19 protein-coding genes and 1 pseudogene are annotated in these 24,355 nt (G+C 64.0%); 10 read left to right on the top strand and 10 right to left on the bottom strand.

Features of this window, described 5'->3' with window-relative positions; translation table 11 throughout:
- Nucleotides 1-29: 29 nt before the first annotated feature.
- Nucleotides 30-767, bottom strand: coding sequence for a GntR family transcriptional regulator (locus NKH52_RS00620; protein WP_352729276.1), 738 nt, complete (start codon nt 765-767; stop codon nt 30-32).
- A 131-nt stretch (nt 768-898) separates the two neighbouring features.
- Between NKH52_RS00620 and otnK the strand changes: the two genes are divergently transcribed.
- Nucleotides 899-2,275 (top strand): 3-oxo-tetronate kinase, encoded by a 1,377-nt coding sequence (gene otnK, locus NKH52_RS00615; protein WP_352729278.1) that lies wholly within the window; start codon nt 899-901, stop codon nt 2,273-2,275.
- Nucleotides 2,275-2,913 (top strand): class II aldolase/adducin family protein, encoded by a 639-nt coding sequence (locus tag NKH52_RS00610; RefSeq protein WP_352729280.1) that lies wholly within the window; start codon nt 2,275-2,277, stop codon nt 2,911-2,913. The genes otnK and NKH52_RS00610 overlap by 1 nt, the downstream gene beginning before the upstream one ends.
- Before the next feature lie 67 nt (nt 2,914-2,980).
- Here NKH52_RS00610 and NKH52_RS00605 read toward each other — a convergent pair whose 3' ends face one another.
- From NKH52_RS00605 to NKH52_RS00580, 6 genes are read right to left on the bottom strand one after another with little or no spacing between them, the layout of a single operon-like run.
- Nucleotides 2,981-4,417: an NAD-dependent succinate-semialdehyde dehydrogenase gene (locus NKH52_RS00605; protein WP_352729282.1), complete on the bottom strand. Its 1,437-nt coding sequence runs from the start codon at nt 4,415-4,417 to the stop codon at nt 2,981-2,983.
- A gap of 18 nt (nt 4,418-4,435) precedes the next feature.
- Entirely contained in the window at nt 4,436-5,707 is a 1,272-nt protein-coding gene (locus tag NKH52_RS00600) for a CaiB/BaiF CoA transferase family protein (protein ID WP_352729284.1), read from the bottom strand.
- Between the two features lie 39 nt (nt 5,708-5,746).
- A complete protein-coding gene (locus tag NKH52_RS00595) occupies nt 5,747-6,778 on the bottom strand; it encodes an ABC transporter ATP-binding protein (RefSeq protein WP_352729285.1) in 1,032 nt (343 codons plus the stop codon).
- Nucleotides 6,775-7,851, bottom strand: a complete 1,077-nt coding sequence (locus NKH52_RS00590) for an ABC transporter ATP-binding protein (RefSeq protein ID WP_352966467.1) — start codon at nt 7,849-7,851, stop codon at nt 6,775-6,777. The genes NKH52_RS00595 and NKH52_RS00590 overlap by 4 nt, the downstream gene beginning before the upstream one ends.
- A gap of 3 nt (nt 7,852-7,854) precedes the next feature.
- On the bottom strand, nt 7,855-8,697 hold the full coding sequence (locus NKH52_RS00585) for an ABC transporter permease (RefSeq protein ID WP_352732442.1): 843 nt from the start codon (nt 8,695-8,697) through the stop codon (nt 7,855-7,857).
- Complete coding sequence (locus NKH52_RS00580) at nt 8,697-9,710, bottom strand: ABC transporter permease (protein WP_352732445.1); 1,014 nt, start codon at nt 9,708-9,710, stop codon at nt 8,697-8,699. Before NKH52_RS00580 ends, NKH52_RS00585 begins: the two co-directional genes overlap by 1 nt.
- A gap of 184 nt (nt 9,711-9,894) precedes the next feature.
- Between NKH52_RS00580 and NKH52_RS00575 the strand changes: the two genes are divergently transcribed.
- The 5 genes and pseudogenes from NKH52_RS00575 (at nt 9,895) to NKH52_RS00555 (ending at nt 16,076) form a co-directional block, all read left to right on the top strand.
- The gene (locus NKH52_RS00575; protein WP_128364558.1) at nt 9,895-10,704 is read left to right on the top strand and encodes an IclR family transcriptional regulator; all 810 of its coding nucleotides are present in this window, start codon (nt 9,895-9,897) and stop codon (nt 10,702-10,704) included.
- Nucleotides 10,705-10,838: 134 nt separating this feature from the next.
- Nucleotides 10,839-11,590: pseudogene (locus tag NKH52_RS00570) on the top strand (SDR family NAD(P)-dependent oxidoreductase).
- A 212-nt stretch (nt 11,591-11,802) separates the two neighbouring features.
- Complete coding sequence (locus NKH52_RS00565; protein ID WP_352732448.1) at nt 11,803-13,152, top strand: glucoamylase family protein; 1,350 nt, start codon at nt 11,803-11,805, stop codon at nt 13,150-13,152.
- Nucleotides 13,142-14,674, top strand: coding sequence for a mercuric reductase (locus NKH52_RS00560; RefSeq protein WP_352732450.1), 1,533 nt, complete (start codon nt 13,142-13,144; stop codon nt 14,672-14,674). The genes NKH52_RS00565 and NKH52_RS00560 overlap by 11 nt, the downstream gene beginning before the upstream one ends.
- Before the next feature lie 331 nt (nt 14,675-15,005).
- Nucleotides 15,006-16,076, top strand: coding sequence for a glycosyltransferase family 4 protein (locus NKH52_RS00555; RefSeq protein WP_352732453.1), 1,071 nt, complete (start codon nt 15,006-15,008; stop codon nt 16,074-16,076).
- Nucleotides 16,077-16,174: 98 nt separating this feature from the next.
- Here NKH52_RS00555 and NKH52_RS00550 read toward each other — a convergent pair whose 3' ends face one another.
- The 3 genes from NKH52_RS00550 to NKH52_RS00540 form a co-directional block, all read right to left on the bottom strand.
- On the bottom strand, nt 16,175-17,149 hold the full coding sequence (locus NKH52_RS00550; protein WP_127289841.1) for a hypothetical protein: 975 nt from the start codon (nt 17,147-17,149) through the stop codon (nt 16,175-16,177).
- A 234-nt stretch (nt 17,150-17,383) separates the two neighbouring features.
- Entirely contained in the window at nt 17,384-17,959 is a 576-nt protein-coding gene (locus NKH52_RS00545; protein ID WP_352732456.1) for a DUF1349 domain-containing protein, read from the bottom strand.
- A 64-nt stretch (nt 17,960-18,023) separates the two neighbouring features.
- A complete protein-coding gene (locus tag NKH52_RS00540; protein WP_352732459.1) occupies nt 18,024-19,463 on the bottom strand; it encodes an aldehyde dehydrogenase family protein in 1,440 nt (479 codons plus the stop codon).
- 268 nt (nt 19,464-19,731) lie between these two features.
- Here NKH52_RS00540 and NKH52_RS00535 point away from each other — a divergent pair, with 268 nt between their 5' ends.
- From NKH52_RS00535 to NKH52_RS00525, 3 genes are all read left to right on the top strand, one after another.
- Nucleotides 19,732-20,391: a TetR/AcrR family transcriptional regulator gene (locus NKH52_RS00535; RefSeq protein WP_164893147.1), complete on the top strand. Its 660-nt coding sequence runs from the start codon at nt 19,732-19,734 to the stop codon at nt 20,389-20,391.
- 214 nt (nt 20,392-20,605) lie between these two features.
- Nucleotides 20,606-23,017 carry a GcvT family protein gene (locus NKH52_RS00530; protein WP_352732462.1) on the top strand — a complete coding sequence of 804 codons (2,412 nt, stop codon included), beginning with the start codon at nt 20,606-20,608 and terminating at the stop codon, nt 23,015-23,017.
- Nucleotides 23,018-23,099: 82 nt separating this feature from the next.
- Complete coding sequence (locus NKH52_RS00525; RefSeq protein WP_352732465.1) at nt 23,100-24,353, top strand: sarcosine oxidase subunit beta; 1,254 nt, start codon at nt 23,100-23,102, stop codon at nt 24,351-24,353.
- The last annotated feature ends 2 nt before the right edge of the window (nt 24,354-24,355 follow it).

Genomic DNA, 24,355 nt, shown 5'->3' with positions numbered 1-24,355 from the left:
CGCCGATGCGGTTCGGAGAAAAAGTTCGTTCAGCCGGCGGCCGACACCAGTCGGCCGTTCTGCGCCGCGCGGCGCAGTTCCTCGGGCGTGACCGCACCGTCGTTCAGTCGCTCGAGCACCTTGACCAACAGGCGGCCGCCTTCGATCATGTCCTGCTGAATGCCCTTGCGCACGCCGTTCTCGTCGCGGGCGCGCAGCGCGTCGAGGATGTCGAGATGCCGGTGGCGGCCGTCATAGGTCGGCCTCGCGTGCGGGTACTGATAGTTCACCAGCGGACCGTTGCGCAGCCAGATGCCCTCGATGATGGCCAGCAGCTCCGGCATACCAGCCGCCTGGTAGATCGAGTGGTGGAATTCCCAATTGTCGCGGACGGCTTCGAACCAGCGGCCATTGTCCTCGTTGGCAATCAGCTTGTCATGCACCGCGGCCAGACGGTCGATCTCGCGCGGCTCGATGCGCGTCGTTGCCGCGGCACCCGCCATGCCTTCGAGATGCAGCCGGATGCTCCGCAGTTCCAGATACTGGGCCAGCGACAGCTGGGCGACGGTGATCGAGCGGCCAGCTTCCATCTCCAGGCCTTTTTCGCGCACCAGCTGCATCAGCGCCTCGCGCACTGGCGTCTCGGAGACCTGAAGGCTGGCGGCGAGGTCGCGGATCTTGAAGCGATGGCCCGGCCAGAAACGGCCTTCCATCATGGCGCGGCGAAGCTCCTCGTAGACACGCGTCGTCAGATTGTCGCGCGCGATCGGCGCGATAGAAGCAGTCACATCCGCTCTCCGTTCTTGCAGTGGCGCAGGCGTGGCCTGCGTCGCGTGGCCTGTGTATATGATACCACGAATGGCCTGACCACCGACATGAGACAAGCCACCCCGAAACCGGCAGACATGAGACGGGCCGCATGACCGCGTCGATGCCTTCCCTGCTGTTCGGCGCCATTGCCGACGATCTGACCGGCGGCACCGAGCTGGCGTCGATGCTGGTCGCGCGCGGCATTCCCACGGGATGCACGGTCGGGCTGGACGCGCCGATCCCATCAGGCAATCTTGCCCATGTGATCCTGCTGAAGACCCGCGTCATCGCGGCCAGCGATGCGGTGCGCCAGGTGCTGGAGGCGGCGGACCGGCTGGTCGAAGCGGGCGCGCGGCAGATCTTCTTCAAATACTGCGCCACCTTCGATTCGACACCTGCCGGCAACATCGGTCCTTGCGCCGAGGCGCTGCTCGAGCGTCTTGGCGGCGGCGTCACGCTGTTCACCCCGGCCCTGTGTGAGACCGGCCGCACCGTCTATCAGGGACACATGTTCGGCGGCGCCCAATTGCTGGGTGAATCGCCCAAGCGCTTCGATCCGCTGACGCCGATGACCGATTCCAATCTGGTTCGCGTGCTGCAGGCGCAGAGCAAAGGCAAGGTCGGGCTGGTGCCCTATCTCGTCGTCGATGCCGGGTCGGAGGCCATCCGCAACGCCATACGAGAGCACAGCGCGGGCGGCGAGATACTGCTGATCACCGATACGATCCGCGAGCGCGACCTGGTTGCGATCGCGGAAGCGACCTTCGACCTGCCGCTGATGACCGGCAATTCCTCGGTCGCCGCACATCTGCCACCGGCCTGGCTGGCGCATAGCCTGCTGAATTCAGGCGACCTCGTTGCCGCCAGCCTGCCGGCCGTCGAAGGGCCGGCAGCGGTGCTGGCCGGCAGCGTCGCCGACCGCACCATCGAACAGCTCGAGCGGTTTGCTGAGAATAACCCGCTGCTGACGATCGATCTTGCCAGCACCTTTGCCGGCGCCGATGTCGTTGCGCAGGCGCGTGCCTTTGCCCAGCGGCATTTGCCCGGCACGATGATCGCCATTGCCACGACAGCGCCGCAAGCGACGGTCGAAGCGCTGCAGCAGGCGCACGGCCGCGATGTGGTGGCAGCAAGGGCGGAAGAGATCTTGGCCGGGATCGCACAAATTCTTGTGCTCGATCTCGGTGTGCGGCGGCTGGTCGTCGCCGGCGGAGAGACAGCCGGTTCGGTGGTCAAGGCGCTCGGCATCGACCGCATCGCAATGGGCGCCTATGAGGGCCCGGGATTGTCGCGCGCCATCGCCCACCTCCCCGACCTGCCATCCGATCCGCTGGCGCTGATGCTGAAATCGGGAAAGCTCGGCGGCCCGGATATTTTCGCCGACGTCCTGCAAGACATGACACGGGCGACCACCGTCGCGCCGGCGATCGATATATGGCCACCGGCAAAACCTGTCATGCGGCCAACCACAGGGAAAGCATCGTGATGGACACCGAGACTGCACGCGCCAGCCTGATCACCGCGACGCAGACGCTGGACGCCAGCGGGATGAATGTCGGCACCACCGGCAATATCAGTGTGCGCACGACCGGCGGCATGCTGATCACGCCGACGGGAATAGCCACGAGCGCCTTGCGGCCGGAGCAGATGGTGGCGATGCAGCTCGATGGATCCTGGGACGGCGCATTCCGGCCGTCGAGTGAATGGGAAATGCACGCCGAGATCTACAAGGCTTTTCCCGAGGCCGGCGCCGTCGTGCACGCCCATCCCGACCATTGCGTGGCGCTGTCGTGCCTACGCGAAGGACTGCCGCTGTTCCACTACATGGTGGCGGGCTTCGGCGGCGATGATGTGCGCTGCTCGGACTATGCGCTGTTCGCGTCAAGCGAGCTGGCCAAGGTCGCCGTCGTCGCCCTCAAGGACAGATCAGCCTGCCTGCTCGCCAATCATGGCATGATCGCCTTCGGCGGGGATCTCGACACGGCGCTCACCCGCACCATCAAGCTGGAAACCCTGGCGCGGCAGTATCTTTTGGCGCGCAGCGCCGGCACACCGGTGCTCATCGAGGGCAGCGAGATACCCGCCATTCGCGGGCGCTACAAGAATTACGGTCAGCAGAAATAGTGCATGTCGCCCAAAAGTGCGCAGCGGTTTTGGGACAACGATATGCACCGCAAACGACAGCGGTTATTCAATCGACCTGTAAATGCGAGACGAACTTGCTGTTGAGATAGCTGTCCAGCGCGTCGGCGCCGCCCTCGGTGCCGTTGCCGGAATCGTTGATGCCGCCGAACGGCACCTCCGGCAGTGCCAGGCCGTAATGGTTGATCGACACCATGCCGCTGGCGATGCCCGACGACATCCTTGCCGCGCTCGCCGCCGAGCGGGTGAAGCCATAGGCGGCCAGCCCGTAGTTCAGCCGGTTGGCTTCGGCTAAGGCCTCGTCCAATCCGCTCACCCGCGTCATCAGCGCCAGCGGCCCGAACGGCTCCTCGTTCATGGCGCGAGCATCGGTGCCGACGCCGGAGAGGATTGTCGGTTCGAAGAAATAGCCTGAATTGCCGATGCGCTTGCCACCGGTGACGAGTTCGGCGCCTTTCTGCACGGCGTCGTGGACCAGCTCCTCCATCGCCTGCACACGACGCGGATTGGCGAGTGGGCCCATGGTCGTTCCTTCGGCAAGACCGTCCCCGACCTTGATCTGGCGGGTCGCCTCGGCGAAGCGGCCGACGAAATCGTCATAGACCGCATGGTCGACAAGGAAGCGCGTCGGCGCGACGCAGATCTGGCCGGCATTGCGGAATTTCGCCGCCACCATCGAGCGCGCGGCGCGGTCGAGATCGGCGTCGGGCAAGACGATGACCGGCGCATGGCCGCCGAGTTCCATCGTCGCCCGCTTCATGTGCAGTCCGGCAAGGGAGGCCAGTTGCTTGCCGACCGGCGTCGAGCCGGTGAAGGAGATCTTGCGGATGACCGGATGCGCAATGAGATAGGTCGAGATTTCCGACGGCGTGCCATAGACCAGATTCACTGTGCCGTCGGGCAGGCCGGCATCGACAAAGGCGCGCACCAGTTCGGCAGGCGACGCCGGCGTTTCTTCCGGTCCCTTGATGATGATCGAGCAGCCGGCGGCGAGTGCGGCCGACAGTTTGCGCACCGCCTGGTTGAGCGGAAAGTTCCACGGCGTGAAGGCGGCCACCGGGCCGACGGGCTCCTTGACCACCGACTGGCTGACGCCATCGAGGCGTGCCGGCACGATGCGGCCGTAGCTGCGTCGCGCCTCCTCGGCGAACCAGTCGATGATGTCGGCCGCGGCAAAGGCCTCCATGCGCGCCTCGGCGATCGGCTTGCCCTGTTCGAGCGTCATCAGCGTGGCGATGTGTTCGTTGCGGTCGCGCAGGATGTTGGCGGCCTTGCGCATCAGCTTGGAGCGGTCGAAGGGCGAGGCGCGCCGCCATGTCTCGAACCCCTTGGCGGCAGCAGCCAGCGCCTCGTCGAGATCGTCGATCCCGGCATGAGCGAGCGAGCCGAGTTCGACCTCGGTCGACGGATTGACGATCGGCATGGTGCGGCCATCGCGGGCCGGGCGCCACGCGCCGTCGATGTGCAGAAGCACGTTCTTGTACATGTCACGCTCCGTGAAAGATCAGGCGGGGATCGGTTCGGCGGCAGGCGTGTAGACGCTGACAGCCCCAGTGCCGACCAACTGGTCGATGGTCTCGGCGCTGTAGCCGAGCACGTCGGCCAGCACGGCAGCTGTGTCCTGGCCCAGCATCGGTGGCGCGGTGAAGTCGGCGGTCAACTGCGCGGCAAGTCCCTGCGCCGGGCGCACCATGGCGACGGAACCGAGATGCGGATGCGGCAAGGTCTGAACGAGGCCACGTTCGCGCACATTGGGACTATCGAAGACTTCTGGTATCGATTTCACCGTGCCGGCCGGCACGCTGGCGGCGGCGCAAGCCGACATCCAGTGGTCACGCGGCTTGGTCTTGAAGACGGCGGTGAGGTGCGGGATCAGAGCCTCGCGGTTGGTGGCGCGCGCCCCTGCCTTGATGAAGCGCGCATCCCCAGCCAGATATGGCAGATCAACGACCTTCTCGCACAGCGCCGCGAACTGGCGGTCATTGCCGACCGCCAGCGCAAAGCTGCCATCGGAGGCTTCGAATATCTGATAGGGAACGACCGTCGGATGGGCATTGCCGTATCGGGCGACCTCTCGGCCGGTGTTGAGATAACCGCTGCCGACATTGATCAGCAGGCTGAGCGCGCAGTCGATCAGCGACAGGTCGAGGAACTGGCCCTTGCCGGTCGTCGTTCGCTCGAAAAGCGCTGCCAGGATCGACTGCGTGGCGACCATGCCGCAGACGATGTCGGTGATGGCGACGCCGACACGCATCGGCTCGCCATTGCTCTCGCCAGTGATGGCCATCAGGCCGCTTTCGGCCTGCATGACGAAATCATAGCCGGGCCGTCCGGCATCGGGGCCGGTCTGGCCGTAACCGGAGATCGAGCAATAGATCAGCCGCGGGTTTGACGCGCTGAGCTCCTTGAAACCGACGCCGAGGCGATCGGCGGTGCCGGCACGGAAATTCTCGACGACGATGTCGGCCTTCGCCGCCAACTCGCGCACGATGGCCAGCCCCTCAGGGCTTTTCATGTCGAGCGCGATGCTCTGCTTGCCCCGATTGGCGCAGAGATAATAGGTCGAGACACCCTTGTAGCTCGGCACCGACCACGCCCTGGTGTCATCGCCGCCATCGATGTTCTCGATCTTCCAGACTTCGGCGCCGAGATCCGCCAGGCTCATCGTCGCCCACGGACCGGCCAGCACGCGCGAGAGATCGAGAACCTTGATGCCTTCGAGCGGCAGGCGCCCGCGGCCCGCCGTGCTGGCATCGTCGGTTTGAGCTTCAGTCACGATAATATCCTTCGTGGGTACAGCAATCGTGAGGACCGGTCAGACAGTCTTGAACGTGTTGACCGGCTCCGGGAAATGACAGGCGACCCGATGCGAAACGCCAGGCGGATCGAGCGGCGGTTCGACGGCAGCGCAGATCGCCTGCGCCTTGAAGCAGCGCGTGCGGAAGCGGCAGCCTGACGGCGGGTTGAGCGGACTCGGCACGTCACCGGTCAGCACGATGCGCTCGCGCTTGCGCTCCTTCTCGGGATTGGCGAGCGGCACCGCCGACAGCAGCGCCTGCGTATAGGGATGCAACGCCCTCGAATAGAGCTCGGCCGCGGGTGCGATCTCGACGATCTTACCGAGATACATCACCGCGACCTGGTGCGAGATGTGGCGCACGACCGAAAGATCATGTGCGATGAACAGATAGGATGTGCCGAAGGACTGCTGAATATCCCTAAGCAAATTGAGCACGCCGGCCTGCACCGAAACGTCGAGCGCCGAAACCGGTTCGTCGAGGATCACCACTTGCGGGTTGAGCGCAAGCGCGCGGGCGATGACGACGCGCTGGCGCTGGCCGCCGGACAGTTCATGCGGATAGCGCTTGCCGTGATCGGGATTGAGCCGCACGAGTTCGAGCAATTCGGCGACGCGCGCCCGGCGGTCGGCCGCCGACATGTCGCTCATGCGCAAAGGCTCGGCGATGTTGTCGGCGATGCGCATGCGCGGATGCAGCGACCCGTACGGATCCTGGAAGACCAGCTGGATGTAGCGCCGCATCAGGCGCATGTCTTCGTGATTGAGCGCGAGCAGGTTCTGGCCCCGGAACCAGCTTTCGCCGCTGGTCGGCTCGATCAGCCGCATCAGGCAGCGCCCGAGGGTCGACTTGCCGCAACCGGATTCACCGACAAGGCCCAGCGTTTCGCCGGGGGCTACGTCGAACGAGACATCAGCGACCGCACGGACATGGGCAACGGCACGGTCGAAGACGAGGCCGCCGCGAACCGGGAAGTCCTTGACGAGATGTCGTACCGAAAGCGCTGCCGCCGGCTTGGTTTCGACTTGAATTTGCTCCGCTACGCTCATGGGCTCACGCTTCCATTGTCCAGGCTGGCCGCCGCCAGCGCAGCGCTGTGGAAGGGCGGCAAGGTCGTCGCGAAATGGCAAGCCGAGAACCGGCCGCCAATATCGTGCAAAGGCGGATCCTCGGTCCGGCAGCGTGCCTCGGCATAGATGCAGCGCGGATGGAAGGCGCAGCCGCCCGGCAAGCGGCCAAGTGCGGGCGGCGAACCGTCGATCGAGAACAGCCGCTCGCGGCTTTCCTCGAGGTTGGGGATCGAGGCAATCAGGCCGCGCGTGTAGGGATGGCGCGGGTCGTCGAACAGCTCGGACACGCCAGCCTGTTCGACGACGCGGCCGGAATAGACGACCGCGACGCGGTCGGCATGACCGGCGACGACGCCGAGATCATGGGTGATCAGCACCAGGCCAAGGCCAAGCCGTTCCTGCAGCGAACGCAGCACGGCCAATATCTGCGCCTGCACCGTGACATCGAGCGCCGTGGTCGGTTCGTCGGCGATTAGCAAATCGGGATCGTTGGCGACGGCCATGGCTATGACCGCGCGCTGGCGCATGCCGCCGGAGAATTCATGCGGATACTGGTTCACCCGGCGCTCCGGCTGCGGGATCGCCACCAGATTGAGCAATTCCACCGCGCGCGCTATGGCCTGCTTGCGGGTGACGCGCTGATGCAGCCTGACCGCCTCGGCGATCTGGGCGCCGACGGTCATCACCGGGTTTAGCGAGGACAACGGGTCCTGAAAAATCATGGCTATGCGCGCGCCCCTGATCTTGCGCATTTCGCGTGACGATTTGCCCACCAGTTCGTCGCCGTTGAAGCGGACCGAACCGGTGACCACCGCATTCTTCGACGTCAGGCCGAGCGCGGCGAGCATGCCAACGGACTTGCCCGAGCCGGACTCCCCGACAATGCCGACCACTTCGCCCTTGGCGACGTCGAGGTCGATGCCGCGCACCGCTTCGAACTGATCGCCTGCCCGTCGGAAGTCTACCCGCAGGCCGCGTATGGACAGCAGCGGCTCGCGCTCGGCTGCCTTGTCGACTGCGCCCGGTGGCGCTGTAGGTATCTGTGCGCTCATCGCTTAATCCGACCTTGGATCGAGAATGTCGCGCAGGCCGTCGCCGATGAAGTTGAAGCCGAGCACGATGGTGAGGATGGCGACGCCGGGACCGAAGGCGATCCACCATTGGTAGAAATGGACGGCGCCATCGGAGATCATCGAGCCCCATTCAGGCGTCGGCGGTGTGGCGCCGAGACCGATGAAGCTGAGCGACGCGGCAAGCAGCACGACCTGGCCAAGATCCATGGTCGCGCTGATCAGCACCGGGGTCCAGCAAAGCGGCAATATGTGCGTGAACAGCACGCGTCGAGGCCTGGCGCCGGCAGCGATCGCTGCCTCGACATGCTCGCGCTCCTTCACCTCCAGCACCTGCGCCCGCATCAGCCGGGCGTAGACCGGCCACCAGACCAGCACCATGGCGATGGCGGCATTGCCGAGGCCGGGTCCGAGCGACGCCGCGACGGCCATGGCGAGCAGCATCGGCGGGAACGACAAAGTCACGTCGACAAGCCGCATGATCGCCGCGCCGGTCAGGCCGCCGACGAAGCCGGAAATGGCGCCGAGCAGCGAGCCGATCACCACAGCCGAGACGACGACCAGGACCGCGATAGGCAGCGAATGCGCGGCCCCGTGCAGAGTGCGGGCCAGCACATCGCGCCCGAGTGCGTCGGTGCCCAGCCAGTGCGCCCAGCTCGGCGGCTGCAGCCGGCGCGCCACCATTTCGAGCGGATCGAACTGCACGACCAGATTGGCGAATACGGTCATGAACAGCCAGAACAGGATGACGATCGTGCCGATGACCAAAGGCGCGGTCAGCCATTCGGGAACGGCGGCGGAACGGGATCTGGTCTCGACCGCCGACATCAGCTCAATCTCACGCGCGGATTGGCCACGACATAGAGTATGTCGGTGATGAGATTGGTGACCAGGAAGGCCAGGCCGCCGACGATGGTAACGCCGATGATTGCCGGGAAGTCGAGCGAGCGCGCCGCCTCGACGGCATAGGAACCCATGCCCGGCCAGGAAAAGATGGTCTCGGTCAGCACCGCGCCGGTGATCAGATAGGCGAAGGAGTAGCCGATGACGGTCAAGGTCGGCACCATGGTGTTGCGCAGCGCGTGGACAATGACGACGCGGAATTCGCTGGCCCCCTTGGCGCGCGCGGTGAGCACGAACTCGCGGCTCATCACATCCAGCATGTTGGCGCGCACCAGCCGCGATATGGTGCCGGAAACCGTCCAGCCGAGCACGAAGGCCGGCAGCAGCAGATGCCAGAGCGCGTCCCTGAAGACTGTCCAGTCGCCAGCCAGAAGCGAATCGATGGTCAGGAAGCCGGTGATGCCGGGCGGCAATGCCAAGCGGGCATCGACCCTGCCCGGCCCCGGCAGCCAGTTCAGCATGACGGAGAAGATGAACAACAGGCCGAGCCCCGACCAGAACACCGGCAGCGAAGAGCCGAACAAGGCGAACAGCCGCGCGCCATGGTCAATCAGGCTGTTGCGGAAATAGGCAGCCAGCACACCAAGCACAATGCCGAGCGTGGTGCCGAAGATCATCGCAGCGAAAACCAGTTCGAGCGTTGCCGGCAAGCGGTAGAGAATGTCGGTGCCGACATTGCGCTTGGTGATGAACGAGGTGCCAAGATCGCCGCTCAGCAGATTCCCAAGATATATCATATAGCGTTCCGGCAAAGGACGATCGAGACCCCAGCGCGCCTTGGCGGCGGCCACCACTTCGGGGTTGCTCATCTGCTGTTCGGCGACAATCGCGGTCAGCGGATCGCCCTTGGTCACCGTGGTGATCAGGAAGGCAATGGTGACGATGCCGAGCACCAGAAACGGCATGGCGATAAGCCGGCGCAAAATATAGCGAGACACGTGGCTACCTTCACAAGGAGGGGCTTCGTAAGATGGCACAAGGCGCTTGGAGATGCCATCGAGGGAAGCATATTGACAGTGGGGGAAAGCGCCTGTCAATATAAATGGAATTTAATTTCATTTTTGAGACAGCGCCGGCGACACCGACCCGACAGGCGGACGACGACGCCAGAAAGACCTCAGCGTGCGCAAGCGAGCCACCAGGGACGAGACGGAGCTTGAAGTCGAAGGCGCGCAGCTTTCGTCGTCGCTGGTGCGCGGGCTCGGCATCCTGCGCGCTTTCCGCCCGGGCGATGCCTCACTCGGCAATCAGGACATCATTGCCCGCACCGGCCTGCCCAAGGCCACGGTTTCGCGCATCACCTATACGCTAAGCGCGCTCGGCTATCTCCTCTACGACAAGGACCTCGGCCGCTACAGCCTGGGACCAGCCACCGTGGCGCTGGGTTATTCGGCACTGAGTTCCAGTGCGGTTGTCCACGTAGCCCGGCCGCTGATGCAGCCGCTGGCCGATTTGACGGGGGCGGCGGTGGCGCTCGGCACCCGCGACAGCCTCAACATGGTCTATCTCGCCAACTGCCGGTCGGAGAGCCTTGTCACGCTGCGCCTCAACCCGGGCTCCTATCTGCCTATCTGGAAGACATCGATGGGGCTGGCCTATGCGGCGGCACTTTCATCCGAGGAGCGTGCCCGCCTTGTGGAGGCTTTGCAGGAGGCCGAGCCGGACAGGGCGGCGATGATCGGGGCGGCGATCGACGATGCGATCGCCCAGTATGCCGACAAGGGCTATGTGACGTCGTTCGGCGCCTGGCACAGCTACATCCATGCAGTCGGCGTGCCGTTCCGTCCGAGTGACGGCTCGCCGCTGGTTGCCATCACCTGCGGCGGCATCGGCGAGATCATCACGGAAGAGCGCGCGCATGCAGAGATCGGACCGGCGCTGGTGGCGATGGTGAAGGCGCTGGGCAGAGAGCTCGAGGGAAATCCCGGGTAACGGGATTGGCCCAGACGATCGGCCTCGCATGCCGGCTTGAACTTGCCTGATGGTGACCGCACAGTCGCCGTCGATGGTATGGCGGTCGCGCGTGGTCGGCGGCCATCGGGTTCAGGTGACGGGGGGAGAATCAGATGCCGATGAATTTTGCAGGACGGTTCAGCGGTCGAGCGGCGGTGATCACCGGCGGCGCATCGGGCATCGGTCTGGCAGTGGCTCAGAGGATTGTCGAAGAGGGCGGACGGGTTTCAGTCTGGGATCGCGATCCGGCTCAGATCGAACAGGCCAAGGCTATCCTTCCCGGCCTCCACGGCGTTGCCATCGACGTCGCCGATGCGGCCGGCGTGGAACGCGCCAAGCAGTCGGCGATCGAAGCGCTTGGCGGTGTCGACATCCTGGTCACCAGTGCAGCGATCACCGGACCCAACATGACGACCTGGAATTACTCGGTCGAAGATTGGCAGAAGGTCATCGACATCAACATCAATGGCGTCTTCTATTGCAACAAGGCGCTTGTCCCGCACATGCTCGAGCGCAACTATGGCCGCATCGTCAACATCGCTTCGATCGCCGGCAAGGAAGGCAATGCCAACGCGTCGGCCTACAGCACCTCGAAGGCCGCGGTGATCGGCCTGACCAAGTCGCTCGGCAAGGAGTTGGCCAAGACCAAGGTGACGGTCAATTGCGTCACACCGGCGGCCGTGCGCACCGCGATCTTCAGGCAGATGAGCCAGGAGCACATCGACTTCATGCTGTCCAAGATACCAATGGCGCGCTTCGGCGAGGTCGACGAGGTGGCGGCGCTGATCTGCTGGATCGCCTCGGAAGAGTGTTCGTTCACGACCGCCGCCGTATCGACGTTTCCGGCGGCCGCGCCACCTACTGAGGCAGGACGCATCTCAATTCCGCGTGACGACGCAACGAACTGGAGCGTAGGGGCGTATAGTCCCAGACGTCGAATCGACGTTGACGCAACAAAGCTATGCGGGAAAGCTATGACGCGGCATGACAGTTCAGCATGCGTGATGACCTGCCGGCGCGGGGCAACTGGTTGGCGGTTGACGGACGCTGCAGCCATCCGGCGGGAGCTTGCTTGCTTTGCTTAGAGCCGAGCCTGGCGCGCTGTCCGAGGACGAGCTTCTGGACCGCTATCAGCGCGCCGCCTTCGACTATTTCCTTGAGAACGTGAACCCCGAAAACGGACTGGTCGCCGACACCTCGCGGCCGAATTCGCCGGCCAGCATCGCTGTCGTCGGCTTCGCGCTGTCCAGCTATCCGGTCGGCGTCGAGCGCGGCTGGATGGCGCGCGATGCCGCCGTGAAGCTGACGCTGGCCGCGTTGCGTTTCTTCTCGGCCGGCTCGCAAGGCAATGGCGAGGAGGTTACCGGCCACAAGGGTTTCTACTACCATTTCCTCGACATGCGGACCGGCCTGCGCGTCTGGCGCTGCGAACTGTCGATGGTGGATACGGCATTGCTGATATCGGGCATGCTGGTGGCGGGCGCCTATTTCTCCGGTGACGATGACGAGGAAGCCGAAATCCGCCAACTGGCCGAGGCGCTCTACCGGCGCGTCGACTGGCGGTGGGCACAAGGCTCAAGCCCGACCTTGCGACAAGGCTGGAAGCCGAGGAGCGGCTTTCTCCACTATGGCTGGGAGGGCTACAACGAAGCCACGATCCTCTACGTCCTGTCGATGGCCTCGCCCGACAGTCCGACCTCGGACAACAGCTACGAGGGCTGGACGGCGACCTATCAGTGGGAGAACATTTACGGCTACGACGTGCTGTATGGCGGTCCGCTGTTCATGCACCAGTTCTCGCATGCCTGGATCGATTTCGCCGGCATCCGCGACGCCTTCATGCGCGAGAAGAACTCGGACTATTTCGAAAACAGCCGCCGCTCGACCTATCTGCATCGCGACTATGCACGTCACAACCCCTACGGCTATGGCGGCTACGACGAGAACCTTTGGGGTCTTTCGGCGGGCGACGGGCCAGGCGGTTTTCGCACCAGCGTGGAGCGACAGCGCCGGCGGTTTTCCGGCTATGCCGCGCGCGGCGCGCCGTTCGGGCCCGATGACGGGACGATCGCGCCTTGGTCCTATCCGGCATCACTGCCTTTCGCCCCGGAGATCTGCCTGGCGGCGTTGCGCCATCTCGGTGATCGCTACCCCCAGGTGATCGACAATTTCCGACTGCCGAGCGGTTTCAATCCGACATTGGCGAACCGGCGTAAATTCGGGAGGCACGGCTGGGTGTCGGAAGGCCACTATGGGCTGGATCAAGGCATCGTGGTGATGATGATCGAGAACCATCGGTCAGGGTTGATCTGGAGACTGATGCGGTCAAATCAACACATCCGCAACGGCTTGCGCAAGGCCGGATTCAATGGCGGCTGGCTGTCTCAGCCGGCAAGCCCGGCGTCGGGTGGCGGCGATGTCGCGTGACCGGACCAGGGCTGCCGCCTTTCCTGTCGATCACAACGACATTGAGCTGATCAAGGGCGCCCATCCGCCGCACCGGAAGAACCCGCAGCCGGACGGTCCCTACAACCTCGTCGTCATCGGTGCCGGACCGGCTGGACTGACCGCCGCCTACGAAGCGGCCGGCCTCGGCGCAAAGGTCGCGCTCATCGAGCGCAACCTGATCGGCGGAACTTGCGTCAATGTCGGCTGCATCCCGTCGAAGTCGATCATCCGCACCGCAAGGCTTTATGCCGACATGCGCGACGCCGAGAATTTCGGCGGCGACATGCCGGACCGTCTTCACGTCAACTTTCAGCGCGCCATGACGCGGATGCGGCAGATCCGGCAGCGGATCAGCCGCGCCGATGCCGCCGATAGCCTGATTTCCGAAGGCATCGACCTTTATTTCGGCGAAGCGCGGTTTTCCGGAAGGGACGCTGTCACGGTCGCCGGACAAACCTTGCGTTTCAGAAAGGCGCTGATCGCGACAGGCGCGCGCCCGAGGCTGCCGACGATCTCGGGGCTTGCCGACGCCGGCTATCTCAGCAACGAGACCATGTTCGATCTCACGGAGTGCCCGAAGCGGCTTCTGGTCATCGGCGGCGGACCACTCGGTTGCGAAGCGGCGCAGGCCTTCTGCCTGCTGGGCGCAAAGGTCATCCAGGCGCAGCGCGAACCGATGTTCCTGCCCGGTGAGGAACGCGATGCCGCCCAAATTCTTTCGGACGCGCTGGCGCGCGAAGGTGTCGAAGTTCGCCTCAACACCGAGGTGGTGGCGGTGCGGACGGAAGGCGGCAAGAAGCTCGCCGACCTGGTGTGCGACGACGTCACGACGACGATTTCCGTCGACGAGATCATCACCGGCATCGGCCGATCGCCCAATGTCGACGGCCTCGACCTGGAAAACGCCGGGGTGGCATATGATGCCGACGGTATCAAGGTAGACGACTGTCTCCGCACCACAAATCCGCGCATCTATGCGGCGGGCGATGTCTGCCTCGCCTACAAATTCACCCACACCGCCGAGGCGACAGCCCGCATGGTCGTGCGCAATGCCCTGTTTCTCGGACGCAGGAAACTGAGCGAACTGGTCATTCCGTGGTGCACCTATACCGATCCGGAGATCGCCCATGTCGGCCTCTATCCGGCGGAGGCGCGCCAGAGCGGCATTCCGGTCAAGACCTATACGGTGCTGATGCACGATGTCGCCCGTGCGGTGATGGACGGCGAGGAGGAGGGTTTTGTCAAAATCCACGTCAGGGAGGGGTCCGACCGCATCCTGGGCGCCACGGTCGTCGCCAGCCATGCCGGCGAGATGATCAATGCGGTGTCGCTGGCGATCAAATCGGGCATGGGACTGCGGGCGCTGGCCGACGTCATCCATCCATTTCCGACGCAGGCGCAAGGCATCAAGATGGCCGGTGACGCCTATCGGCGGACAAGGCTCACCTCATCGTGGAAGCGTCTGGCGGGCCGCTGGTTGGCGTGGTCCAGGCGATGGTGACATTCGGCAGGCCGCGCAGCTGGTGCATCTGACATTCAGCGACGATGCGGCGCTTGACGAAAGCGGCGTTCGGCTGAACAAGTCGAAGCCGATTGTTGTGGTTTTGGGGCCGTCGCGCATGTCGTCTGGAATGAAAGCCTCCGGCGCAAAGCCCAGAGCGTCCGCTTTGAAACCCGCGGACGCACAACCGCTCGACGCTGTCTCCGCGGCGAAAGCCGGGCGACGTGTGCTGGTTGTGTCCCACGATCCGGCCTTTCCGCCGATCTCCGGGGCGGATTTGCGGAACTACCGCAATGCTGAGTCTGCTGCGCAATTCGGCCCGGTCTGCCTGGTGTCTGTGCTGCCGCAGGCGACGGAAACAACCGCTCCGTCGATCCGCACCGAAGCCTTGTCGATCAAGGGAGAGGCCCGCTCCGCCTCGATCGGGTGGTGGCGCATAAGGGCGGAGCGTCGCATCTCGCGCGTCGCCTTGACGCGGCTGGAGGCACTGGTTCGGGACTTCCGCCCCGATACGGTGCTGATCGAGGGCATCGGCCTGTTCAAGCTGCTGCGGCCTTTGCGGGCACTGACGAAACATCTCATCCTCGACATGCACAACGTCGAGTCCGACTTGGCGGGGCAGTTGCGGCACGTCGATGTGAAGCGGCCTGGGGTGGCGACGATCAGCGCGGGCCTTGGCATCAGGCGTCTCGAGAGAAAGGCGCTTGCCCTTGTCGACCGGGTCTGGGTCTGCTCGAGCCAGGATCGAGAGCGGTTGATGGCGCTTTCCCGGCATAAGTTGCCGATCGATGTCGTTCCAAACGGAATTCCGCAGGCCGGGCACAGCCCCGAAACGCTGCCCGCCGAGCCCGGATCCGGCGAAAGCTTTCCGGTAATCCTGTTCGTCGGCCATCTCGGCTATCCGCCAAACGTCGATGCCGCCCAGAGATTAGCCGGCTCCATATTTCCACGCATCCGACTGGTCCTGCCGACCGCGACACTAATTCTCGCCGGGCGTAATCCGAAAACGGCCGTGCAAGCGCTGGCAGGATTGCCTGGCGTGGAGCTCGTTGAAGACCCCGAAGACATGGCGCCGCTTCTGTCGAGAGCGCATCTCACCATCATCCCGCTTGCGGCAGGCGGCGGCACCCGCATCAAGATTTTGGAGGCGATGGCGTGGGGCGTGCCGGTGATTGCCACGCCTCTGGCGGCCGAGGGCCTGGATCTGGTCGACGGGGAGGAGCTGCTGCTGTCGGATACCGATGAAGGGCTTGCCGGAATGGCTGTCGGACTCTGCCTGGATGGCGACCGCAGGGCACGGCAGCGCATCCGCGCGCATCAAGCGGTTTGGGCAAGGTTCGGCCCAGAAGCCATCCGCAATGCCGTCCGCGGCGGGCTGGGGCTGGACGAGGCTGGCACATGATCCGTCCCTCCACCAATATGGAGGAGCCACATCGTTCCACATCGCTTGCAGGAGCCCGCTTCGCACGACGTCCAGCCGGAATTTCGTGGTCTGCCCTATCAGGATGCGTGCTGAAGCTCTTGCCGAATGGGGCCGAGATAGGTTTGCGGATGCAAGCGTCCCCAAACATGGCCCCGGTCGGTCAGATGCGCGACCTGCTCTATCCAGCGTCTCGGCGCATCGGGGTCCCTCACCTCATGCCAGTCGTCGACGATAATGACAGGCAGGCCCTGGTAGAGCGGGTCGAGCGGCGAGGTCCTGGTGACGACGATGCAGCCGAGATAAAACAGCTCCCATGTCCTATGGCAGTCCAGGCCATTGCCTTCGGTGGACAGCACGAGCGGGTATTGCGAGTATAGTTGCCAGATCGAGCGCTGCGAGACCCGTTTCGTCAGGAAATCGACGTGCGGGCATCCGCCCAGGGCATCAAGCAGTTCCCGGCGCTGCCTCGAGCCATTGCTGATGCTGAAATCAGAGAACAGCCTGGGCGGGCGGCGGTCCACATGATCCTGCCGGGCGCGTATGATTTCCAGTTGCTTCACAAGCCCTGCCGGCGTGGCAAGGGACCGAGGCGTGTGAAGATCGAGCCCGATCGGGAAAGGCTTCACTCTGGGGTGAGTGCCGTCACAATTCTGGCTGTACCAGGAGACCAGGAAAGGGTTGGCGAGAAGTTGGTCGACGGTGTCCTTCGCCAGATCCGACGGCACCGAAGCATCTCCGTCGGTCGTCAGCAGCGTGAACGGTGCCGTGATCGTCGGCAGCACGATCCTGACGAACGTGTCGAGGTCGCAGGTTTGCGCATCCCTGGACAAGGTGCTCAGGCGCAGCCAGACGATGCCATGCGCGCCGCTGTAATGTTGGCGGAAAAATGCCTCGCTCTGCGTCGATGCAGTTGGCGCGTTGCGATACCAGCGCGGCCCGGCGAAATCGCAGAAATGCCCGATGCCCTGCGACCACAGCACGGGCGGAACGTCAAGAAACCTTAGCGCCCTGGAATAGACGGCTCTTTTGACAGCCCTTCGAAACCTGCCCATCGGCAACTCCTAGCGCGGATGCCAATAGCGTTGCAACGTCCTGCCTGGCATATTCGCCTTGAGCCGAACCCGGGCCAAAAATTCGAGCCGTCTGGCGGCGTCGCAACTGGCTGACGATCTCGCCGGCTGCAGTGCCGCGACCAACTCCCGGCACGGACGGAGGCACGCGGCGGTCTACAGACTTGATCGTGGCAAAGGTCGAAGTGCTTGCGGTTCAGCGCAAGACCACACGTCTCAATCGTGCAATTCCCGCGATATCGGCGGACCGAGGGAGAAATAGGAGAACGTTACCTCAAAGCCCTCGCGTTGCGGCGAACAGCACATCATGCCGATATCGACCGTCTTCGAGGTCGGGAAATAGGCAAGCCGCACAGGCTTCCAGTGGCCGTCGGAAGCATCGAGGTACTGGACGCGGATCGCCTCGGCGTGACGGGTCAACCGAATCCTGACGCCGTTCGGATCGGCATGAATGGCGACCAGCGACCAGTCTGACGTGTCGTTGGTGACGACAACGGAGAAATAGGCAAGGCCGTCGGTGTACTCGATACCGGCCTTGATCCAGTGCGTTTCGCTGAGCCGGACCATCAGCCCGGCCTGATCATAGAGGACCTCGTAGTCGCCTTTGACCGTGACTTCGGCGCTGAAATCGCCTTCGACCGGCCGGTGCAGGAAGTGGCCGTTGTCGCGCCAGAAACCGTAGAAGGTCTCGCGCCAGAAATCGGTCTCCTTACCGGTGCGCACACGAACGCTGTCGCCGTCGATAGAATGGTGCGGCGGCGGGTTAAACCAGGCCAGATCTTGCACTGTCATCCTTTCGCGCCGCTCCAATCCAGATGTGCATGGCGGTGTTGCCGGCATGGTCGGCAGTGACCGATCAGCCAGCGAACGTATAGGCCGTCTTCACCGTGGTGTAGAACTCCGCCGCATAGTGGCCCTGCTCGCGCGGCCCATAGCTCGAACCCTTGCGGCCGCCGAAGGGAACATGGAAATCGACACCCGCCGTCGGCAGGTTGACCATCACCATTCCGGCCTCCGAATTGCGCTTGAAGTGCGTGGCATGCTTGAGGCTCGAGGTGCAGATGCCGGAGGTCAAGCCGAAGGGCGTGTCGTTGGCGACGGAAAGCGCCTCGTCATAGTCCTTGACGCGAATGACGCTGGCGACAGGTCCGAAAATCTCCTCGCGCGAACTGCGCATGGCATTGGTGGCCTCGGTCAGCAATGCCGGCTGCAGGTAGAAGCCCGGTGTCTTGCGATCGAGCCGCTCCCCGCCGAAGGCGAGCGTGGCACCTTCCCTGACGCCGATTGCGATATAGTCCTCGTCCTGCTTCAGCTGCGTCGCGTCGACGACAGGACCGATCTGGGTCTGCGCGTCGAGCGCATCGCCGATGACCAGTTTGCTCATGCGATCCTTGAGGGCATCGACGAAACGGTCATGGATGGCCTCGGTCACGATCAGCCTGGACGACGCGGTGCAGCGCTGGCCGGTCGAGAAGAAGGCGCCATTGAGCGCGCAATCGACGGCGATCGCAAGATCGGCATCGTCGAGCACGACCAGTGGGTTCTTGCCGCCCATTTCAAGCTGGAACTTGCGCATGTGTTCGATGCTTGCCGCGGCAACGCGCTTGCCGGTACCGACCGAGCCGGTGAAGCTGATGGCGTTGACGTCGGGACTGTCGAGCATCGCCTGACCGACCACCGAACCCTTGCCCATGACGAGATTGAGCACGCCCTTTGGCAGGCCGGCGCGATGCAGGATGTCGACAATGGTCCAGGCGCTCTCGGGAACCAGCTCCGCCGGCTTGAAGACGACGGTGTTGCCGTGTGTCAGCGCCGGAGCGATCTTCCAGGCCGGAATGGCGATCGGAAAATTCCACGGCGTGATGATGCCGACCACGCCGACCGCCTCGCGCGTCATCTCGACGCCGACGCCCGGTCGCACGCTCGGCACGACCTCTCCGGTCAAACGCAACGTTTCGCCGGCAAAGAAATCGAAAATCTGGGCGGCGCGAATGGTCTCGCCGATGCCTTCGGCCAGCGTCTTGCCTTCCTCACGCGCAAGGTTGCGGCCAATCTCGTCCTTGCGCGCCAAAATCTCGTCGGAGGCCTTTTTCAGCACCGCGTGACGCGCCAGCGGACCGGAGCGGGACCAAGCCGGGAACGCTGCCTTGGCCGCGGCGATCGCCTGCTTGGCCTGTTCGACACCCGCCGAGGCATAATCGCCGACGACGTCGTCGGTATCCGAGGGGTTGATGTTGCGCGAACCGGCGTCGCCGACCCACTCGCCATCGATGAGGTTCTTTCGAAACAGCGTCATATCGTATGTTCCTGCTTGTTGGCCGCGCGGGCATCTGTCTGAACTGGTATTTGCCAGACAATTGCCTCGCGGGAAAGCAAACAGTGAACCAGCAGCCGCGACAAAAATCCCCGCTTGCGCCGCGCGGATGGCGGGCGACGACAATGCCCCATCGAGCCTCGATGCAGCCAACAGCCACGATGCATCGTTCGGCTTGGGGCCGATTTGGTCTGTACACAAATGTCCATAGCCTTGATTTGCCTGAGGCAGCGTGTCATGCGTCGTGTCGATGGCAGCTCTCGAAACGACGATTCAGCGCGCCGGCGCCACCGGCAATATCAAGGCCACTCGCGAAGACTGGCTGAAGCTTGCGCTTGAAACGTTGATCTCTGACGGGGTCGAACGCGTCCGCGTGCTGACGCTTGGACAGAAGCTCGATGTGTCGCGTTCCAGCTTCTACTGGTATTTCAAGAGCCGACAGGATCTGCTCGATCAATTGCTGGATTACTGGCGGCAGACCAACACCAGGTTCATCGTCGAACGGGCCAGGCGGCCTTCCGCGACCGTCATCCGCGGAGTGATGAGCATTTTCGAATGCTGGGTGGACGAAAGGCTGTTCGATCCGCAGCTGGATTTCGCGATCAGGGCCTGGGCCCGCCGCTCGCCCGCCATCAGGCGCGCGCTCGACGAAGCCGACGAGGAGCGCGTCAACGCCATCCGCGACATGTTCATGCGCCACGGCTATGAGGAAGAAGACGCGTTCGTGCGAGCCCGTGTGCTGTACTTCATGCAGATCGGCTATTACTCGCTTGAGCTCAACGAGCCGATGAGCAGCCGCCTGCCTCACGTCGCCGGTTATCTGCGCAGCTTCACCGGCCAGGAGCCTCCGGCGGAGGATGTCGAAGACTTCTCGCGCTATGTCGAGAAAACGCTTTCGCGCAACCGATAGTACGGCCCGTTCGGCCCCCGCGCCTGGCGACTTCGCGGGCGCGCATCGGCCCAAATAGCAAGCACGTTTGCTGCCGACAGCAGCGGAGGCGCCCCTCTGCCGCATCGGCGCAAAGCGACATCATGGACCGTTCATTCCGTCCTCCGCCAAGCTCTAGACACATATGTACAATACCGATAGTGTACGCCACACTGACTGGGTGGAGTGCGACAGGATGAAATCCCAATACAGGGCGATCGTCATCGGCGGCGGCGTGGTTGGAGCCTCGGTGCTCTATCACCTGGCGAAGTTCGGCTGGAGCGACGTCGCGCTTATCGAACGCGAGGTACTGACAGCGGGATCGAGCTGGCATGCGGCCGGCGGATTCCATGCGCTGAACGCCGATCCCAACATCGCCGCCCTGCAGGCCTACACGATCGACCTGCTTTCCGAAGTCGAGAAGGAATCGGGCCAGAACATCGGCATGCACATGACCGGTGGCATCTCGGTAGCCTCGGCGCCGGAGCGCTGGGAATGGCTGAAGGCCTCCTACCGCATCTTCCAGACCATGGGCATCGATGACGTCCATCTGGTCGGCGTCGACGAAATTAAGCAGCGCTGCCCGATCCTCAACACCGACGGCATGCTGGGTGGGCTCTATGCAGCGCGCGAAGGCCATATCGACCCCTCGGGCGTCGTGCACGCCTATGCCAAGGCAGCCAGGCTGCGCGGTGCCGACATCATCGAGCACAACCGGGTTCTGGAACTCAACCGCCGCACCGACGGCAGTTGGGACGTGGTCACCGAGAAGGGCACGGTGATTGCCGAGCACGTCGTCAATGCCGGCGGGCTGTGGGCCAAGCAGGTCGGCCGGATGGCCGGCATCGACCTGCCGGTGTCGCCGATGGAGCATCACTATCTCGTCACCGAGGCGCTGCCCGAGATCCAGGCGCTGGACAAGGAATTGCCGCTGATCGTCGATCTCGAAGGCTTCACCTACATGCGCCAGGAGCAGAAAGGCCTGCTGCTCGGCATCTACGAGATCAACCATAAGCATTGGAACATGGAAGGCGCGCCATGGGACTACGGCATCGAACTGATCCAGGAGGACACCGACCGCATCGCCGACGAGCTGGCGCTCGGCTTCAGCCGGTATCCCTGCCTGGAGAATGCCGGCATCAAGCGCTGGGTGAACGGCGCTTTCACGTTCTCGCCGGACGGCAATCCGCTGGTCGGCCCGGTGCGAGGCGTTCCCAATTACTGGGTGGCCTGCGGCGTCATGGCCGGCTTCCTGCAAGGTGGCGGCGTCGGCAAGTCGCTCGCCGAATGGAGGATCCATGGCGAGCCGGAAGCCGATGTCTACGGCATGGACATCGCCCGCTATGGCGACTTCGCCTCCAACCGCGAATACATCAGGCAGACCACCGGCCAGTTCTACTCGCGCCGCTTCGTCATGAGCTACCCCAATGAGCAGTTGCCGGCGGGACGGCCCTTAAAGACGGCCGGCGCGCATGACGCCATGGATGCCGCCGGCGCGCGGTGGGGCAATTCCTGGGGCATGGAAGTGCCGCTTTATTTCGCGCCGCAAGGCTTCGTCGAGACACCGACGCTGAAGCGCTCCAACGCCTTCGACATCGTCGCACAGGAATGCCGCAAGGTGCGCGAAGGCGTCGGGCTGCTCGATATCACCGCCTTCTCGCGCTACGAGATCACCGGACCGCGGGCTGAAGCCTGGCTCGACCGGCTGCTTGCCTGTCCCCTGCCCAAGCCGGGTCGCGCCAAACTCGCGCCGATGCTGGGCGAAAACGGCAAGCTCAAGGGCGACCTCACCGTCTTCAACTGGGGCGATGGCTCCTGGTGGATCATGGGGTCCTACTATCTGCGGCAGTGGCATATGCGCTGGTTCGAGCAGCATATGAGCGACGGCGTCACCGTCCGCGACATTTCGGACGCCATTGTTGGTTTCTCGCTCGCCGGTCCCAATGCGCGAATGCTGCTTGAGCGCCTCACACATCAGGACGTTTCGCACCAGGCCTTCGGCTTTCTTGCCTGCAAGACGTTGGATGTCGGACTGGTGCGGGCCAAGGTCGGGCGGCTGTCGGTCATCGGCGAACTCGGCTACGAGATCCATTGCGAGGCCAATGAGCACGCGGACCTGCGCCGTGCGCTGCTTGCCGCAGGCAGCGATCTGGGCGTCACCGAATACGGCTTCGGCGCGGTCAATTCGCTGCGCCTCGAAAAGAGCTTTGGCATCTGGTCGCGCGAGTTCACGCAGGACTATACGCCGGCCGAGACCGGCATGAACCGCTGGGTCGCCTTCGACAAGAGCGATTTCATCGGGCGCGAGGCGGCACTGAAAGAGCAGAAGGCTCCATCCCGGCGCACGCTGGTGACGCTCGAAATCGACGCGGCGGATGCCGATGCCAGTGGCTACGAGCCGGTCTGGAACAGAGGCAGGCTTGCCGGCTTCGTCACCTCCGGCGGCTATGGCCATACGGTCGGCAAGAGCCTCGCCATGGCGCTGGTCGAGCGCGAGGCGGCCGAGATCGATACGCAGTTGACAACCCACATCGTCGGCGTCGAAAGAGGTGCGCGCGTCATCGCTTCGTCGCCATACGATCCACTGGGCAAGGCGATGCGGGCATGACCGATCGAACCGATGACGTCGGTGCGGAAGACCATTCGATGATCCACATTTCTTTGCGAAAATCAGACCTGTCCGGCACGTCATGACCACACGCTATTCCGCCTTTTCGCTGTTCAAGGAGGGCCTGGCCGGCCAGACCGGTTGGCAACCGACCTGGCGATCGCCCGAGCCGAAGCCAGCCTACGACGCGATCGTCATCGGCGGCGGCGGCCATGGGCTGGCGACGGCCTACTACCTGGCAAAGAACCACAACATCACCAGGGTCGCTGTGCTGGAAAAGGGCTGGATCGGCGGCGGCAACACCGGCCGCAACACCACCGTGGTGCGCTCCAACTACTATTACCCGGAAAGCGTTGAGCTCTACGGGCTGGCGCACCGCCTTTACGAAGGGCTGGGCAAAGACCTGAACTACAATGTCATGCTGTCGCAGCGCGGCATGGTCAATCTCTGCCACTCGACCGCCGAGATGGAGATCGGCGCGCGCACCGTCAACGCCATGCAGATCAACGGCATTGATGCCGAGCTGTTTTCTCCGCAGGATGTGCGCCGCGTGGCGCCGATCTACAATTTCTCAGCCAATGCACGTTTTCCCGTCTTCGGCGGCATCTGGCAAGGCAGGGCCGGCACGGCGCGCCATGACGCCGTCGCCTGGGGCTACGCGCGGGCGGCGAGCCGGCTCGGCGTCGATATCATCCAGAACTGCGAGATCACCGATTTCATCATCGAAGGCGGCCGCTGTCGCGGCGTCCAGACTTCGCGTGGCGCGATCCGTGCCGAGCGCATCGGCATGGCGGTAGCCGGGCATTCTTCGGTGCTGGCGGCAAAGGCCGGCTTCCGGCTGCCGATCAATTCCTATGCGCTGCAAGCCTGCGTGTCCGAGCCGGTCAAGCCGATCCTCGACACGGTGGTGCTGTCGCCCGGCTGCGGCGTCTATGTCAGCCAGTCGGACAAGGGCGAGATCGTCATCGGCGGCGGCCTAGACCGCATTCCATCCTATGCGCAGCGCGGCAATCTGCCGACGCTGGAGGGGGTGATTGCCGGCCTTTTGGAAATGTTTCCGATCTTCGGCCAGCTCAAGCTGATGCGGCAATGGGCAGGTATCGTCGACGTGGTGCCGGACTCCTCGCCGATCATCGGCGAATCGCCGCTGCCCGGCCTGTTCCTCAATTGCGGCTGGGGCACGGGCGGCTTCAAGGCTATCCCCGCCGGCGGCACGCTGCTTGCGAACCTGCTGGCGACCGGCAAGCACAACGACATCAGCCGCCCCTTCGACCTCGATCGCTTCGCCAGCGGGCGGCTGATCGACGAAGCGGCCGGCTCCGGCATCGCGCATTAGAG

Origin of the sequence: Mesorhizobium sp. M1066 (genome assembly GCF_040318635.1) — a bacterium.
Classification (GTDB): Bacteria; Pseudomonadota; Alphaproteobacteria; order Rhizobiales; family Rhizobiaceae; genus Mesorhizobium.
This window is presented reverse-complemented; position numbering and strand designations above follow the sequence as displayed.